We start from the raw sequence: 17,335 nt of genomic DNA on the forward strand, positions 1-17,335 counted from the left end.
AATATTAAGCTTGATTGCCTATTTCCTCAAGCTTCTTGAGGCCAATTCTGGCTGCCTCAGCAACGTTGAAATGATTGTCTTTTTCCAGGTATTTTAAAGCTGAGACACTCTTAGGAGTGGGAAGATTTCCCAAAGCTTCTGCCAAACGCTGCCTCACTAACCAATCATCTGATTGGGCGAAGCGCAGGATCTTATCTACAGACTCGATGTCTTGAATTTCTCCCAGTGCAGAGATTGCAGCTTGTTGCAACACGACTTCTTTGCTATCCAATGCTTGAAGAAGAATTTGATGGGCACGGGGATCTTTAATATTACCTAGAGAAACAGCTGCACTAAAACGTACTAGCCAATCAGTATCTTCATAAAATGCCCGTGAAAGCACCTCAAAGGCTCTGGCATCACCCAAATATCCTAAAGCACCAGCGGCATCAGCGCGGATACCATAATCGGGGTCATTTTCGAGAATTTTTACCAAAATAGAATAACATTCTGCTGTTGGCTTGATTCCCAGAGCAAATATTGCCATCGATCGCAGTTGCAAAGATTCGTCGTCTAGTACCTTTTTAATCAAAGGGACTGCATCCTCAGCTGCAACGTGACGCAGATTAGCAAGGGCTACCATGCGATCGCGTAAATTCGGACTTTCTAGCTGAGTAGAAATTTCTTGTAAGCTTAGAGCTGCCATTTAGTTCAAAGCGTTTTCTTTACTTATCTTAATTTACCCGATCTGTTCATCAGGCTGTCGCCATAGTGAAGTAGGAGTTTGGCGACTTTACAAAATGACTCAATTATGAATAAAAAAGCGATCGCGTTTACACCAGTGAAGGAAGTCGGTGTAAAGTGTCTGCCAATTAGGAAAATCACCCGCATCCATAACCCTCTCTAAGAGAAGGCGTACTTGGCAATTCGTTTAATAAATATTAAGTACATCTTTATTGTGAATTGGTACGAGTAGTTCTGCCGAGCGCAAAACTGGCGAATAACAACATATTAGCGTTTTTAAAATAGTATTTGGAGTAGTGGTCGATTATGTACTTTTGTAAAGATATAACAAGAAGTTGTGTAAGGTTATTTGCTTGACCTGAGTTACTTTTGTGTGAGCGGGGAATTCGCACCTTTGACCGACAGTATACACGGAATACCTTTGATATATCTGCAATTCCTGTCTTGCGAACTTTGACTAATATCATGTCCGTTTGAGTAGTTATAATAAAAGGGAAAAGGTGCAGAGTATCTAAATCTAGGTCTGATGCCAAAGAGGATTGCGATCGTTAAGCATTTAAGTACAGAAGAACTGTTTGTTCGTTACCGTCAAGCGGCAGAAGCAACAGAACGTAGCCGTTACCAAATAGTGTGGTTATTGGCAACGGGTAAGACAGTAAAGGAAGTCTCTGAAGTTACAGGATACACAAGGATTTGGATTTATCAAATTATTAAAAGATATAACCAAGATGGTGCATCAGGTTTGGCAAACAAACGGCATCTAAATCAAGGCATTGAATCATTGTTAACAGATGTTCAACAAGCCCAACTGTGGCAGGTGTTGTCAGAAAAAGCACCTGATGGGGGATTATGGAATGGGCGTAAGGTGGCAGATTGGTTGAGTGAACTAACGGGTGAGAAAATAGATCGTCGGCGCGGATGGGAATACCTCAGACAAATGACTTTCCGTCTTCGAGTGACTCGACCGGAACATGGAGAAGCTGATTTCAGTGAACAAGAAGACTGGAAAAAAAACTGAATTTGGGGCTGCAATTTCTTCAAGCCAAATATCCGAATGCGGAAATAGAGGTTTGAAGTATGGATAAACACCGTCTAGGTCTGCATCCCATTTTGCGTCGAATTTGGATACCAGAGGGACAAGTCCCGTTGGCTAGGGTACAACAAAGGTATAAATGGATGTGGTTGTATGGTTTTGTCCATCCAGAATCTGGTGAAACAAAGGCGTGGATTTTACCCCAGGTGAATACTGAGCTGTTTAATCGGGTTTTGACCAATTTTGCTCAAGAATATGGTGTTGGAGAAAACAAGCGAATTCTTCTTGTTGTTGACCAAGCGGGTTGGCATACCAGTCACGATTTAATTCTCCCAGAAGGAATTGATTTTATTTATTTACCTGCCTACTCACCTGAATTACAACTATTCAGTTAGGTTATGGCCTCTCACAAATGAGGTAGTTGCTAACTCTTCACCACAATCTTTAGATGAACTGGAAGAACTTTTAGTTTACCGATGTCAACAACTCATCAAACAACATGATTTAATTCAAGGATTTACCTGCTACCACTGGTGGCCAAGAACTCGCTCATCTTAATTATAACTATTTATCCGGACATGATATAAGTTGCACTCCTGACTCAATCAGTGGATTGACAAGGCAGGAGCGACGGCAGGCCAGCTTTTATGTTCTTTGCGCGATAAAGCAAATCAATGGTGGTATTTTCTTGACTACTTTAAAGTCCCTCCTGATAACAATCTCGCTGAACGATCGCTGCGTTTAGCTGTCACAAAACGCTCATGTTAGTGGTGGTTCTCGTTCAATGGACAGGTTTAAACACACTGCCCATCTGTTGACAGTGGTGCAAACCTGCCGTCGTCAAGGTAGGTCTGTGAGCGATTTTTTTGCACAAGCTCTGCTGGCTGATTCTATTGGTTATCAGTCTTGTCCGTCTCTGCTTCCTAAATATTAGACCTGAATCCTTACAATGATACTTTGATTAATATTACCAGCAGTAATGAGCCTTTAACGATCTTGAGTGGAGTACAAGTCAATACTATTACAAGTTCCGATTTCTTGATTGTCTAGCTCACTTTAGCTAATTTGAGAGGATGTTTTAAAAGTCCCTGAAGGTATAATTTTGCCGTTCTGATTTGGGTTAGTTCTGATGAGAAATCAAAATTTTAGCAATGTACTGAGATACTTAGCGGTGCTAATTATGAAAGCAAAAAACCCTTTTAAAACATCCTCTGATATTGCCCCAAATAAAACTATCATAGGACTTACGCATTGACAGGAAAAACTAAAGATGGGGTATAGATTTCAGGCATTAAACCTTTATTTTTCGACACTTTTTAGGCGATCGCTATTTATCAAAGAATGATTGATAAAAGCCTGAAACGACATATTTTCGTTGATTCACAAGATAACAAATTTGTACAGTGCGTAAGTCCTATATCAATAATTGAGATTTACAGTTGGCAATTGCTGTGTACAGAAAAACTTAAATACGCAATCTTCAAATTAATATGGATAAGCTCACTTTTTCAACGCACATAGACCAACATTCCAGTGTGTCCAAGGTATCGGGAGAATGGCGAGTCCGGGGACTTCGAGGCGCAACGACAGTCAGCTACAACTCTATAAAAGCAATTACTGAGGCTGTAGATGAGTTATTAGACGCCTTAGAAACAAACAATGTTTTAGACTCTGAGGAAATTGTCAGTATTACCTTTTCTGCAACTCCAGACTTGGATGCAATGTTTCCGGCTGCGGTGGCACGTCGTCGTCCTGGTTGGGATCAAATTCCTTTACTAGATGTGCAACAGATGCAGGTTGCCAATAGCCTCGATCGCTGCATTCGGGTGCTAATCCACTTAAACACTCCTTTACCCCAGAATGCATTACGCCCAGTCTATCTGCATCGTGCTGCTCAGTTACGTCCAGATATAGCATTGTTACGTTAGGCGTAGCCCGTCGCAGATATCGCTCTGCGAGACTTTAGTTACAGCAAATTTCAGATAAATAGACCACAGTGATTGAACCAACAGAAGACATCATCTTCAGTAATGTAATTTACAGCTTCAGTCATTGCTTGGTTGAGTGATTCATGGGTACGTGCTTCACAGGAACGGAGAAATTACTTGAGTTTCTACCAACAGAGTTCTATGGGTGATAAATTCATAAGCATCAATTACACGACGACGTAAATCTCCTGAGTAAGATACTGGCATTGAATCAAACAATAACTCCATCCTAATTTATCAAAGTTTGTGGTTCAATTACCTGAAAAATGCTGTAAATCGTAGATTAAGATAGCGATCGCCTATTCAATCGGAATCCGTCAAACCCATTCACAGTAAGCATTTACATTTTGCGGATAAGTCTACTTAATGTACCTTCCATTAAAAGCACATTCTGTAATGTTTAAGAGAGAAATGTTTGAGAGAAAACTAGGAATGTGGTATTGAGTTTAAGTTAGAGATTTTGTGAGAAGATGACCATCCAAAACCAGGCTAAGTTGCCCATTGGCAAGAATGCTAGTTCCTTGGATATAAGCAGCAACTGGGATTGCTTCGCCCAGAGGATGGATCGCAGAGAATTGCTTGCCGATGATGCAATCTACTTCTACAGCACATCGTTTGTCTAAGTAACGAAATACTAATAAAGGCTTGTCCTGCTTGAAAGCATTGAGTGTATCTGTGCTGTAAGTAGTAACTGAGGTGGGAAGGTAGTTAGGACAAATCAGCACATCAGTCAATAAGTGGATAGGGACGAGCATTTCTGTTGTTAGATGCTCATGAGCACAACCAAGGAAGCCACTGGATCTGCCAGAAGACTGCAATAATAACATGCGTCCCGCTTGAGTTTGGATAATTTGTTCGGACTGGGATAGACAAATCTGCTCTACAGAATCGGCAATAAATGCATAGACTTTGGAGTTAGCTTGACAGACGATAAGTTGAGCAATTTTTTGATCGAGGGGAATTTGGAGCGAGAAGGCTGTACCATGTCCAGCTTTAGACTTCAATACTATTCTTCCCTGAATAGCTGTTAATTGCTTGCAAACTTCCGTTAATTCTACTCCTAACTCTAAGGCAGCACGATCGTATAAAACAGATGAAACCTCTGGTTCAAGTACCAGTTCAGTCTGTTGAGTTCCTTGTAAGATATCTCCTGGTTTTGTAAGGGCGAACCCTTGGGCTAAAGCCGATTGATAAATTTGAGATAAGTTAAGTCCTGCGCCATCATCACAGCCATCAATAATCAGTTGATTTCCTTGCTGATAAACTTGAATTTCAATGATCCCGTTACTATTTTTACCAAGGTGTTGGCGTGTTTGGCAAGCCTCAATACTTTGCTCTAGTAAATAGCAACTTATATGCAACAGGAGAGCATGGAGGCGATCGCTAAATGCCCGATCGACTTGGATATCGCTAATTTGTAAATGTAGTCTAGCAGACTTATCTTGTAGAGCTTGTAACTGAGACCAAAGCTGATGCAACGGTTCTAAGGCTACTTTTAAAGGAATAGTTGTAACTGTTTTGACTAAATTAGAAGAATGATTAAGCAACTTTTCCTGCTGTATCAGTTCTTGTTTGAGTTGATGATGATTGTTATTCAGGGAATGAACAGTTGATGCCACCTGAGACGCTTCAGCCAAAACAGATTGCAGAGTACTGTATAATTGCTGAGAGCGAGAAGCAGCTAGAGGAGAAAGGGTATCTGAAATTGCTGCTAAACGTCTTGACCATTCTTGTAAATTATCCAGCAGGTGTTGTAATCGTTTAACTTGTCGGAGCAACCGCCCGATCGTATGTTGCTGTTGTTCTTCCTGACAGGCTTGCTGATTATATGTAGTTAATAATGTTGCAACTAGCGCGTTTAGTTGTTCGAGATGCTTAATATTGATGGGTGTAGCGGCTGGAATACTTGCTGCAACTATGGTAGAAATGGATTCTTGCAAAGAGAGTGTATGGTGATGAGGAAAAGATTTAACTAGGGATGCAACAGAAGTTTCAGTAGGCAGCGAAAAATCCCCCAACCAAGCCTGAAAATCTCCTTCCCCATACTCCTGCGGATTTGCTAGTTCCCTTACCTTGGCGGGAAGCTGCTCGGTATCTACGTGACAAAGGCTGCCAGTTTCACTTATTAGTTCTCTGTCCGGGTTTTCCTTGTCTTGAACCATAACTTGCTCTGGTAGAACCGCAGAATATTCTACCTCGGTCAAGCGATCGCCAAACTGAATAACTGGTTGATATTCCTGCGGTTGCTCTATCGATGTCTCAAGGTTTGTTTCCTGGGGAATGACGCTTTTTTGGCAATCGCCAAACTCTGTTTGTAGACGAGCAACAATGGCAGACATGCGCTCCAGAATTTCTACTTCCTCAATTTGCGAGGCTGTTAAAAATGCCATCAGCAGCATCTGTAGGCAATCTAATCCTTCCGACAACAGGGAGGCGATTGGGACGTTGACAGTTGCCCGATATTGATGCAGAAGCTGAAAAATCTCTTCTAGTGCAGCCGCAACTATGGCAATGGCATCTAGCTCGGCTGCTATGGCAATCGAATGCAGAGAGCGAGCAGCTTCCATGAGAGCCAAAGCTGTACCAGGGTTACTGTTTTTTGTATAGTTAGGCAACTCCTGCTCCAAGAACAGTAACAAATCGATCGCTTCTTCTAGGAAGCGATCGTCGTTCTGCGGTTGGGGGACAAAATCGGTACTCATCGAAACTCCTGGTTTGTGACAATTCTATGGCTTCGACATTGATTTGAGGGTACAAGCAGCGATATCAGCGATCGCTCTGAATTGCTCCTGGATTTGCGCAATTGACTCCAGCCCCGCACTGATTTGGCGATCGCACGGTTCGATAGTAGAAGCAACATCTGCTGCTGCTAGCTGGAGTTCCTGGAACCATTCCTCTATATTGAGCGTGCTGTCGCGGGCTTGACGGGCGAGAATTTCCACCTGTTCGGCAGCAGCTAGCAAACCTCGTTCCCGATCGCTAGCTTTTGTTGCTTCGATGGCTGTATTCAGAGACAAAATCTGAATTTTGGTACTCAAGCCTTCCACAAGGCTAACAAAGCCAGAAGCTTGCTGGCAAAATTCACCAAGGTATTGCAGCTGTTTATTAGTAATAGCAACAGTATCTTGAATAGACATTAAATGCTCATTGGCGAACTCGGCAATTCTTGCTCCTGCTTGTACAGCCTGGCTCACCTGCTGAAATGGCACTAGTAACTCAGACCGATTGCAGGATTCAGCCTTTTGGGGAGGCGATGACAGCTGTTGAGCAGGTGGAACTACTATTTCAGCCCAGTGCAAGTTAATTGTCAACATCATTCCTACTTGTTGCAGCAAACTGCGCTCTGCTTCCTGCCATTGTCGGGGTTCCAGGCAATGATGAATAACTAAAAACCCCCAAGGCTGTTGTTTGACAATCAAGGGCAAGCACAGGCTAGCTTGCACCTGGAAGCGTTGCCAAAATTGCTGTTGGCGCCCAGTTAGTTCTAATACTTCAGTTAGGTTGTGGAGCAAGTTTTGTCCGTCGCCAACATCGGTAGTAACAAACAAATTTATCGGTAGGGATTGGTTAAGCAAGGATGTCCAACCCGCTTGTATAGCTTCAGCGATCGCTCGATAGCGATTATCTTCCTCAAAACGATAAATCAGGACGCGATCAGCGTTGAGAACATCTCGCAGGGCGGTGACTATAACCTGCAAAAGTGCAGTTTCACCTTTTGCTTGCTGCATTTGTCGCTCAATGGCCGCAAGTTGTTCTCGCTGGAGCTGAAAAGCCCCTCGAACATTTTGATCATTGTCACTGGGCGATTCCTTAGCCAAAGCTTGGATAAAAGCTTCGATTTGACTCACCTTCTGCTGCAATTGAGCGACCTTTGGCCCCTTAGCAGATTCAAAGACTGCTTTGAGTACAGCCACATTAGCCAAAATTTCTTCTATCTGGATTTCATTTTCAACAGGCTGGGTTTCAGAATTAGGATCTAAGGTTGCGATCGTCACAGAAAACTCCTTGGCAGCATCAAGTTAAATCAGTGGGTTTGCCATTGCAATGTCTGGGCGATGGCTCTGGTGTCTAAAATCCAGCGATCGCCTGGCAGAATACCTCGAACAAAATTTAGCAGTTTGTTTGGGGAAAAGTCGGTTGGTGCCGATTGTGCTTGCTGTAAATCCTGCCACTCTACATCGTAGACATGAGCCACCAAAAACCCGATTACCTGATTTTGCAGTTCGAGAACCAGAACCATTGGCTTTTCTGGTCGTGACTGCCGCTTCAAAAGTGGCGCATAACCAAGCAAATGTTCCAAGTCAACCAGCCGCAGCATCTGTCCTTGCCAATTATAGAAACCTAAAATCCAACTTGGTAAGGCCGGGGCTGGGGAAATTTCTTGGCTAGCGAGATGAATAATGTCCACTAATGAGTGGAATGGTAGCAATCCACTTCCTTGATTCCCCAAGGAAAAACGGAGAAATTTTTGCCGTTGTTCGCCTGATGTCAGCCCAGGAGCTAAGGTTGGGGTTGTTCCCGGCAACCCCAACTTATCAGCCAATATCTGGCTCATGCCTAGAAGAAGTACTTTGAGCGGTTCCTCGTTTGGTGCTACAGACAAAACAGCCATGTGGCTAACACAGCTTAACTCCGCCACTTGCCGATAAGACCAAGGCACCGGACGCACTGCTGACAAAGGAATATCAATTAAGGCAGGGGGCTTGTCCACAGGAATGCCACAAATTTCCCCAGTCCGCGTTTGAGTCAGAAGTAAGAAGCGCCCTGAAGTGTCTACAGCAGAGAGAACTTGATGCGCCTGTTGGGCTTGTACTTGCGAAATGAACTTCTGGCGCAAGTCCACAATCGTAATGGTTTGCGTTCCCAAATCAACCATCCCGATACCACTTTCAACCGTACTGCTAATCGGTGGACAAGCAATTACTTTCAGAACTGCACCAACTGGCAGGGCAAATAAATAGTCTGCGATCGCAAAAACAACGACTCGCAGTGAGTCGCGTTCGCTCACAGCGCCAGATAATCGCTTAAACGGAAAGGGAGTGTTAAGCATAAATACCAATTCGTAATTCGTAATTCGTAATTAAGAAAGCTAGACTGAATCTAGGTTTGGGGTTTGAATGTGTTGCCTCATTTTAGAGAATTGGTATCAGGGTTATTAACCAGTTCGGCGATTGTGGTTAGGAAGTTCTGTTCTGAATAGGGTTTGGTCAGGTAAGCTTTCGCCCCTAGAGCTAAAGCTAATTGGCGATGCTTCTGTCCGCTACGGGTAGTCAGCATCACCACAGGAATCCCGGACAAACGCTCGTCTTGGCGATGGTGTTCTAAAAACTCAAATCCATTCATCCGCGGCATTTCAATGTCACAAATCACTAGATCGACATTACCGTGTTGCAGTATTTGAGCGATCGCCTCTCGACCATCGCCTGCTTGCAACACTTGATAATCGGCTTTCTGGAGCGTCTGCACCAAACTTTGCCTTTGTACAACCGAATCTTCCACTACTAACACCATCAGTCGGTTAGGTTGAACAACGGCTGTATTGACTTCCATCGGCTGTTGCTGCGGTTGCGTTATCGTTAGCTCGGATTGCTGCCCCTCTAGAGCAAGAACAGGCTCAGGCGCGGGCAATAGTTTAGTTGCAAGACTTGATGCTGGGGAAGTCGGCATCATATCTGTCTCCCAAGTTTGCCGAACTAACTCCAACGGGTCAACGATTAGGGTAAGACTCCCATTTCCCAACACGCTGTAGCCTTGGATGTAACTAGGTAAAGTCAGGACTCTGCCGAGGGATTTAATTACTAATTCCTGCTCGACTAAAATCTGCTCGACTTGCAAACACAGGTATTGATGCTCTGTTTCTAACAGCAGCAGAGGTTCGACAGTGTTTCGTTGTTTGACTGGAAAAGGACTTAGGGTTAAATTTTGGTCTTGGGTGAATAAAGGATATTTGTAATCCAGCAAATTGGCAAGCGGGCGGATGGGAACTAGTTGCTGACTTTGCCCTTCTCCCCACTGCCAGAATTTTTGGCTGCCTTGCCCGTGTAAAGATTGCTGGACTTGAATCTGCTCTGGCTGCGGTAATAAAACCTGGCTAATTCCTTCAGACAGCAACCCATAAGTAATACCTTGAGATTGACAAACGAGCAAGCGTGCTGTTGTCAAGCTCAGGGGCAATTGCATGATGAAGGTGGTTCCCTGCCCTGAAATCGATCGCACCACAATCGAACCTTGTAAAGCTTGCAATTGAGTGCGAACGACATCTAAGCCAATACCACGGCCAGATAACTCACCAATCTGGTTGGCGGTAGAAAAGCCTGGTTCAAATAATAACTCTGCCAGTTGGTCTTGTGAGGCGTCAGCGGCTTGTTCGGGAGTCAGCAGGTGTTTTTCCATAGCTCGCTGACGAATGGATTCCCAGTTAAAGCCTCGACCATCATCTCGTACCTCAATAGTAGTGCGGTTGCCTTGATGATAGGCTTGAATTGTAATTGTTCCGGTTTCTGGTTTACCCTGCTGGCGGCGGGTTTCTATCGGTTCAATGCCGTGATCGAAGGCATTGCGAATCATGTGCAGCAAGGGATCGTACAGCTGCTCAGAAATGGCTTTATCTACTAGTACCTTGGTACCGCCAAGCTTGAGTTCAACAGGCTTATGATAAGTTGCTACCATCTGTTGCAGCAGTCGGGGAAATCGATTCAACACTGTTCCCAGTGGAACCATTCTGGCTTGCAGCAAATCTGACTGCGCTCCTGAAAGCAGTTGCTTGCGCTTTCCGAGACTGAAGCGAGATTGCTGAACTAAGCCATTAAAAGCCTCAATCCGTTCTCCTAATTGCACCATGTCTTCTGTAAGATTTTGCAGGAGAATGTGCAATTCGCTATAGGTATCCATTTCTAAGGCATCAAAATTGGATTGTGCCTCGGCAGTTGGAACTGAGCGTGGAGATCCATGTATATGTCGCTGCTTGCGTTCGGGAAGCAGCAAATGTCGATCCGACCAAGTAGAAACTTTACTAAGTTGTTGTTGACAGTACAAAAACTGTACTAGAGTGTCTCGAGCGGCTTTGTGGATGTGGTTAGATTGCAGGTTTTGTTGGTTTTCGTTGATTAGCAATTCTCCAATCGTGTGGCTGAGGCGATCGAGCTGTTCTATCGCTACTCGGATAGTGGGAAGTGATGGTGATGACTGAGCTTGGAGGCTGGGCGCTGGTGGAGAGGCTGGCCGATCTGATTCTGAGTAGCGGTAACATGTCTTGGGATCTCCCATCCAGATTGACTGTAAAATCCGCTCTATGGCAGAGGGGACTACTACCGAATCCTGAGAAATAGGTTCCAGTACCTCCGGTGCTTTCGGTACGGAGTTATCAGTCCGCTTCGGGAAAAACGACCAAATTGATTCCGATTCGCTCGCACTGAGGAGGGGGGATGGCTTATTCTCAGTTGTAGTCGTTTGTGTTGGTTGGGCAGCTATCGAAACTGGCTGCTTTTGCGGTTCTGGGACAGGAGTAGTTAGCCCTGCCCATTCTCGCAATTGTGGAGATATCTCTCCCCCTTGAGTGCGATCGCCTGCAAGTACTACTGTTCGAGCTGCTTTAAAATTTTCTAAAGCCACCTGAGCGATTGGCAATACTTTGTCTGGATGCTGATTCAGGGCGTTTAGGGTTGCCTGGGCAATTTCTCCCAATCCAGATAAGCTATAAGATGCTGCTAGTTCGGCAAAAAATTCTGCTTGAGAGTTGAGTGTTGTTTGAATTTGTCGCGGATCTTGGCTTTGAATGTCAGTTTCCAGCTGTTGCAAATCCTGGAGTACACTCCCGGAAAAGATTGACTCTACCACATCAAAGCCAAGTTCTTCCGAACTGGGAAGCGGAGCCTCACGACCAAAAAAGTCGCCTAGTTTATGTTGGAGTTGGGCGAAGATTGAGGCAGTTCGATCGAGTATTTCTGCCTCATTGCAGGATAAGCCCATCAAGGTTGCACTCAATGGAGTTCGCAGGCACTCATAAGCATCTAGAAGCAAAGCTCCCAATTCTGGATCGATTTCCAGTTCTGGAGCGTATAACGCCTGGAATACATCTTCCAAATGATGGGCAATTGTCTGAATAGTTTCTTGCCCAACACTGGCAGCACTCCCTTTGATAGTATGGGCGCTTCGCATCAAGGCATGAACTTTTTCTATTGTTTTTTCATCAAGTAGACCGATCAGATTCTGCTCAATGGTTTGCAACAACTCTGCCGCTTCCGCAAGAAAAGCCTGCTCTACCTGCTCTTGATTACCGGGATCGAGGTTCATAACAGTTTTGCGAGATTAGTCAACTTTGAACTGGCTAACGCTGGTTTCCAGTTGTTGTGAAGTCATCAGCAGTTCCTCAAAAGACTCGGAAATGTGGATGGCACTTTCTGAAGTCTTGCGGGCGATCGCCGAAACATCCGTCATCGCCTCTGTCAATATCTGAGATTGCTGACTTTGATGGGAAACTGCTTGGGTAATTCCTTGTACCAGTCCGCCAATTTCGTTGGTAGCTGCCACGATCGCACTCAGGGAATGACGAGTCTCATCGATCAAGTTTGAGCCTTGGACAACTTGGCTAATCCCTACTTCCATTGCTTGGGTAACTTCGTTAGTGCCATTTTGAATTTCTTCTACGAGTCGCTCAATTTCTGTGGTGGCACTAGCCGACTGATAAGCCAGGGAACGAACTTCATCTGCAACCACCGCAAAGCCTTTGCCATACTCTCCAGCACGGGTAGCCTCGATCGCAGCATTGAGTGCCAGTAAATTAGTTTGAGTGGCAAAGTTTTCAATCAGACTCACTACTTTCGAGATTTTCTGAGAAGCTTCACCGAGACGTTTAATCTTCTTCGCTGTTTCGGACACGGTTTCCCGAATCTCCAAAATGCCATCTACGGTTCTTTCCATCAGGGAATCGCCAGCTTGGACGGTGTTATTAGCTCTTTGAACCGCCTGTCCTACTTTCTGGGCATCAGCAGCGACTATCTGGGTGGAAGTTACCATCATTTGTAATTGTTCCAGAGCGTGTTCGAGCCGTTCTGCCTGCTGTTGAGCTTGGTCAGATAGTTTTACTACTGAGGTAGTGTTATTGCTGGAAGTTTCACTCACTCTACCAGCAGCAATCTGCACTTGTCGGACTAAATCGCGCAAACTTTGGATCGTAGTGTTGTAACTATCGGCAATTGTCCCAATTTCATCTTCAGATAGGGGAGCGCGAACCGTGAGATCGCCCCTAAAGGATGGTTCCAAAGCCATGAGAACGCGTATAGCTCCTTGTTGCAGTTTTTCTCGGGCGGTGCGTTCGCGCTCTGCTGCTTCTGCTAATTGCTGCTCTTGGATACGCATCTGTTGTAGGTACTCTGCAAGATTCAGGGCAACACCAATCTGGACGCTAGTTTGGTTAAGAACATCCTCCTCGGATTGCTCCCACTGACGCGGTGCGCTATTTTGATAAACTCCCATCAGCCCCCATAGCCGATTTTCTTGAAAAATCGGAGAAATCATGTAGGCTTTAGTTCCCCACATTTCTAACAATTGGATGTGACACTCGTCATGACCGACAGTATATATATTGTCAACCCGCAAACTTTCTTTGCGGACATAACGCCCTCCTTGGTTGTACTGGAGATAGGTATCTCTAACTTTGGCAAGGCTAGTTCCCACAAGCTTAGGCCAATCCCCACTTACAGACTCAACGACAAATTCTCCAGACCAATCATGCTCAAAACGGTAAACTCCAACTCGATCTACTTTGAGTAGCTGGCGAAGTTCGTGGCTGGCAAACTGGACAAATTCCAGAACATTACCATGACTTTGGGCCATCTCTGTTAACCGACTTGGCAGGCGATAGGAAAATCGGGCGTTTGCTACTTCCCGTTCTGCCAGTTTGATCAGTTCCTCATTCTTACTTAAGGTTTGTTGTAAGTATTGCGATTGCTGGACGGCAACCCCAAACTGCGTGCCGATTTTCGCTACCAAGTTGACTTCATTATCTTGCCATTGCCGCGGCCCGCTATTCTGATATGCTCCTAACAAACCCCAGAGCTTGTTTCCGGCAATAATCGGGGTGATGATATAGGCTCTCATCTGGAATTGCTCGAGAATTTTCAAGTGGCACTGGGCATGACCAGCAGTGTAAATATCATTAATAACAAAAGTTTCGTTGTTGCGATAGCGTCCACCTTGGGTTTGTTGTAGGTGTTCGTCTTCCCATACAGTCTTGATATCGGGGCCAACCAAAGCCACCCATTCACGACTTACGGATTCGGCAATAAACTCCCCACCCCAATCTGGATTGAAGCGATACACTGCTAGGCGATCGCATTCCAAATGCGATCGCAATTCTGGTAGGGCATTGCGGAAAATTGTATCTAGCTCTTGAACTTGGCGAATTTTTTCTGCCAGCCGTGTCAGTGCTCGTTCCCCTTCTGCGGTTCGGGCTAATTCTGCATTCTTCTTTTTGAGCTGTTCGATATACTCAACCTGTTGCAAGCCTATACCTATTTGCACAGCTATTTTTCTCAACAGTTGCACATCCTTGGATTTCCACTGCCGAGGGCCAGTATTTTGGTATGCTGCTAAAAAGCCCCAGAGTTTGCTGCCAATAAAGATAGGAGCGATTGTGTAAGCCTTGGCCTGGATTTTTTCTAATATCTCTAGGTAGCACTGAACGTGACCGACAGTGTAGATATCATTAACAACAAAGGTTTCATGATTGCGATAGCGTCCGCCCTGAGTTTCTTGTAAGTGCTCGTCCATCCAAATCGTTTTGCTGTCGGAACTGGCTAAAGACAGCCATTGATCTTTTACGGATTCGGCAATAAACTCCACACCCCAGCCGGGATTAAAGCGAAATACTGCAAGGCGATCGCACTGTAGTTGTTTGCGTAAAGTTGGCAGCACATTCAGGAAAATTGTATCTACCTCTTGAGCTTGGCGAATTTTTTCTACCATCCCTGTCAGCAACTGTTCCTCTTCTGCTGCTTGCGCCAACTCTGCATTCTTCGTTTTCAGTTCTCCGATGTACTCGGATTGCTGCACGCTTAACCCCAACTGAATGCCCAATTTGGTTAGTAATCGCACCTCCTCAGAATTCCACTGGCGCGACCCGCTATTCTGATAAGCTCCTAACAAACCCCAAAGTTTGTTTCCAGCAAAAATAGGAGCGATCGTGTAGGCTTTAACCTGGAACTGCTCTAACAAGTCGATGTGGCACTGGGCATGACCAACAGCATAGATGTCATTGACAACAAAAGTTTCATTGTTGCGATAGCGCCCGCCTTGGGTTTGCTGTAGGTGTTCGTCTTCCCATACGGTTTTGATATCGGAACCAACCAGAGGCACCCAGTCACTTCCTACAGATTCAGCAATAAATTCACCACTCCAGTCAGAGTTGAAGCGATATATTGCTAGGCGATCGCATTTGAACAACTGCCGCAATTCTGCCAAGGTAGTGCGGTAAATTGTTTCTGGCTGTTGGGAATGAAGCATTCTATCCGCCATTCGCGCGATGGCGTTTTCTACTTCAGCTACTTGTGTCATTTCTAGATTTTTTAACCGTAGCTGTTCGATATATTCAGCTTGCTGGAGGGCAATGCTCAACGGTTCGCCGATCTGCAACAAAGCACCAATCTCTTCCTCAGCCCATTTGCGAACATCAGAATTTTGATAGGCTGCTAACAAACCCCAAAGATTACCAGCGCGGAAGATGGGAACATTAATGTATGCTTTGGCTTGGAACTTCTCTAATGTTTCTAAATAGCAAGGTGAAAAACCAGCTGCATAAATATCGTTGACTTTGCGGAAGCGCGTTCCTTTGGTGTATATTCCACCCTGCGTTTCCTTCAGATAGGTATCGGCATCAGGTTTAACAGGGGAGCCATAATCCTTAACATGGCAACGTTCTGAAGACATCAGACCTGTTTTTAAAATGCCGTCTTGTTCCTGCATCTCCAACAGGGACGACCAACCAGCAGCCACAGATTCAGCGATAATTTCTCCACTCCAGTCTGGATGAAATTGATAAACGACAACGCGATCGCATTTTAAAAATCGACGCAACTCTTGGGTTGCAGTGCGGAAAAGGGTGCGAAGATCCATTGCTTGCCCAATCTTTTCAATGATGCCGAAAACAGTACGTTCTCGTTCAACAAGTTTGGCTGACTCCTCAGAGCGGTTATAAAGTTGTTGCTGATATTGCAACTGTTGAATAGCAATACTAGACAGAGATGCAATCTGCACCATTAGTCGAACTTCATTATCTTTCCACTGACGAGGCTGAGAATTTTGATAGGCAGCGAGCAAGCCCCACAACTTTTCTCCTTGGAAGATGGCAACAATAATGTATGCTTTGGCTTGATAGGTTTCTAAAACTTTGATATAGCAGTCAGAAAAACCAGTACTGTAGATATCATTAGTAACTCGATAAATCTGTCCGCGATGGAAAGTTTTGCCTTGGGTGTGCTGAATGTAGCTATCTGCACTGGGCGATCGCCCTGTTGTTCCAGCCAATCCCCCTTCGTCTGCAAAGTTCCTAACACTGCAATAGTTAACGTTCTTGACAATTGCTGGGTTGTTTCGCTGTTCTTCTAACAGAGAAACCCACTCAGATCCAACAGATTCAGCAACAAATTCCCCACTCCAATCTGGCTGGAAACGATAAACTGCCACCCGATCGCATTTTAGTGACTGTCGCACTTCTTGGCTGGCAACGCGAAAGATGGTATCCAAATCTTTGGACTGGAGAATTTTATTCGTTACACCGACAAGGATTTGGTCTTTTTCTACTTCTTGTTGCAACGTAGCTTGAATGACGGCAACTTGCAGTTGCACTTCTAATTCCTGCTCGATTAGTTTTAGTAACTGAATTTCAGCATTTTGCCACTGGCGAGCAGCAGTGCATTGCTGCACTACCAACAAACCCCAAACCCCATCTTTTGCTAAGATCGGCAAACTCAAACAAGCTCTTACCTGAAATCGATCTACGAGCTGCTTTTGGTAAGGAGACAAGCTTGCAGTGTAGGTATCCGCGATCGCTGCTAATTTTTCTTGTTGATAAAGCTTGGCAGAACCTAACCCAAAAGTGACGGCGGGCAGTTTTTCCTTCAGCATTGGGGTAAAGCCATCCCTCATCGCCTCCACAGCAACTATCCCCAGCGTCGGATTCGTAAACTCATACACCACCACGCGATCGACTTGCAGGGCGCTTTGTACCTCCATAACAACAGTGGCGAGTAAAGTATCTAGATCGGAAAATTGGCGGATTTTGCTGGCGATCGCCTGTACTTGCTCTACCTCTAATCCATCTCCTCCGTCTTGATATGGCAACACACTTACCAGTTCTTTTAACTTGCGGATTCTGTCTCGCAATGGCCCTGTTTCCACCCAATCAGCTTGATCCAGTTCAGTTCGCAATTCTTCTAGAGTGGAGGTGATTTGCTGTTTTGCTCTTAGATCGACGGTATGCCCGTTATCAGATTCCTTATAACCGTTGCTGGAATTTGTGTGTGGTTGGCTGGGTGTAAGATTGTGTTGCGTTACCATAATCTTTCTTGCTATGAAGGTTATCGGAGTTAATAAA

General features: G+C 44.9%; 8 protein-coding genes and 3 pseudogenes. 5 read left to right on the forward strand and 6 right to left on the reverse strand.

The features are described from left to right. Positions 1-4: 4 nt before the first annotated feature. A complete protein-coding gene (locus tag ACFE93_RS02220; protein WP_375471821.1) occupies positions 5-685 on the reverse strand; it encodes a HEAT repeat domain-containing protein in 681 nt (226 codons plus the stop codon). 78 nt (positions 686-763) lie between these two features. Between ACFE93_RS02220 and ACFE93_RS02225 the strand changes: the two genes are divergently transcribed. The 5 genes and pseudogenes from ACFE93_RS02225 to aroH all read left to right on the forward strand — a co-directional run bounded on the left by ACFE93_RS02225 (position 764) and on the right by aroH (position 3,684). Further along, positions 764-886 (forward strand): hypothetical protein, encoded by a 123-nt coding sequence (locus tag ACFE93_RS02225; protein ID WP_375471822.1) that lies wholly within the window; start codon positions 764-766, stop codon positions 884-886. A gap of 194 nt (positions 887-1,080) precedes the next feature. After that, positions 1,081-1,188 (forward strand): annotated as a pseudogene (locus ACFE93_RS02230) (3-deoxy-7-phosphoheptulonate synthase); the annotation flags it as partial. A 61-nt stretch (positions 1,189-1,249) separates the two neighbouring features. Then, positions 1,250-2,314 (forward strand): annotated as a pseudogene (locus tag ACFE93_RS02235) (IS630 family transposase). A gap of 42 nt (positions 2,315-2,356) precedes the next feature. Continuing rightward, positions 2,357-2,690: pseudogene (locus ACFE93_RS02240) on the forward strand (transposase); the annotation flags it as partial. A gap of 556 nt (positions 2,691-3,246) precedes the next feature. Then, positions 3,247-3,684, forward strand: coding sequence for a chorismate mutase (gene aroH, locus ACFE93_RS02245; protein ID WP_375471823.1), 438 nt, complete (start codon positions 3,247-3,249; stop codon positions 3,682-3,684). Between the two features lie 506 nt (positions 3,685-4,190). On the opposite strand, the gene ACFE93_RS02250 is transcribed toward aroH, so the two are convergent. The 5 genes from ACFE93_RS02250 to ACFE93_RS02270 form a co-directional block, all read right to left on the reverse strand. Further along, positions 4,191-6,446: a hypothetical protein gene (locus ACFE93_RS02250; protein WP_375471824.1), complete on the reverse strand. Its 2,256-nt coding sequence runs from the start codon at positions 6,444-6,446 to the stop codon at positions 4,191-4,193. A 24-nt stretch (positions 6,447-6,470) separates the two neighbouring features. After that, a complete protein-coding gene (locus ACFE93_RS02255) occupies positions 6,471-7,739 on the reverse strand; it encodes a GAF domain-containing protein (protein ID WP_375471825.1) in 1,269 nt (422 codons plus the stop codon). A gap of 29 nt (positions 7,740-7,768) precedes the next feature. Next, a complete protein-coding gene (locus ACFE93_RS02260; RefSeq protein WP_375471826.1) occupies positions 7,769-8,794 on the reverse strand; it encodes a chemotaxis protein CheW in 1,026 nt (341 codons plus the stop codon). Between the two features lie 77 nt (positions 8,795-8,871). Beyond that, entirely contained in the window at positions 8,872-12,036 is a 3,165-nt protein-coding gene (locus ACFE93_RS02265) for a response regulator (RefSeq protein ID WP_375471827.1), read from the reverse strand. 15 nt (positions 12,037-12,051) lie between these two features. Next, positions 12,052-17,298, reverse strand: a complete 5,247-nt coding sequence (locus ACFE93_RS02270; protein ID WP_375471828.1) for a GAF domain-containing protein — start codon at positions 17,296-17,298, stop codon at positions 12,052-12,054. Positions 17,299-17,335: the final 37 nt, after the last annotated feature.

This window comes from uncultured Nostoc sp., assembly GCF_964247315.1.
Classification (GTDB): domain Bacteria; phylum Cyanobacteriota; class Cyanobacteriia; order Cyanobacteriales; family Nostocaceae; genus Nostoc.

Bases quoted from the DNA above. Each gene is read 5' to 3' on its own strand.
- ACFE93_RS02265 (WP_375471827.1), bottom strand. From the start codon at position 12,036: ATGAACCTCGATCCCGGTAATCAAGAGCAGGTAGAGCAGGCTTTTCTT.
- ACFE93_RS02260 (WP_375471826.1), bottom strand. From the start codon at position 8,794: ATGCTTAACACTCCCTTTCCGTTTAAGCGATTATCTGGCGCTGTGAGC.
- ACFE93_RS02220 (WP_375471821.1), bottom strand. From the start codon at position 685: ATGGCAGCTCTAAGCTTACAAGAAATTTCTACTCAGCTAGAAAGTCCG.
- aroH (WP_375471823.1), top strand. From the start codon at position 3,247: ATGGATAAGCTCACTTTTTCAACGCACATAGACCAACATTCCAGTGTG.
- ACFE93_RS02250 (WP_375471824.1), bottom strand. From the start codon at position 6,446: ATGAGTACCGATTTTGTCCCCCAACCGCAGAACGACGATCGCTTCCTA.
- ACFE93_RS02270 (WP_375471828.1), bottom strand. From the start codon at position 17,298: ATGGTAACGCAACACAATCTTACACCCAGCCAACCACACACAAATTCC.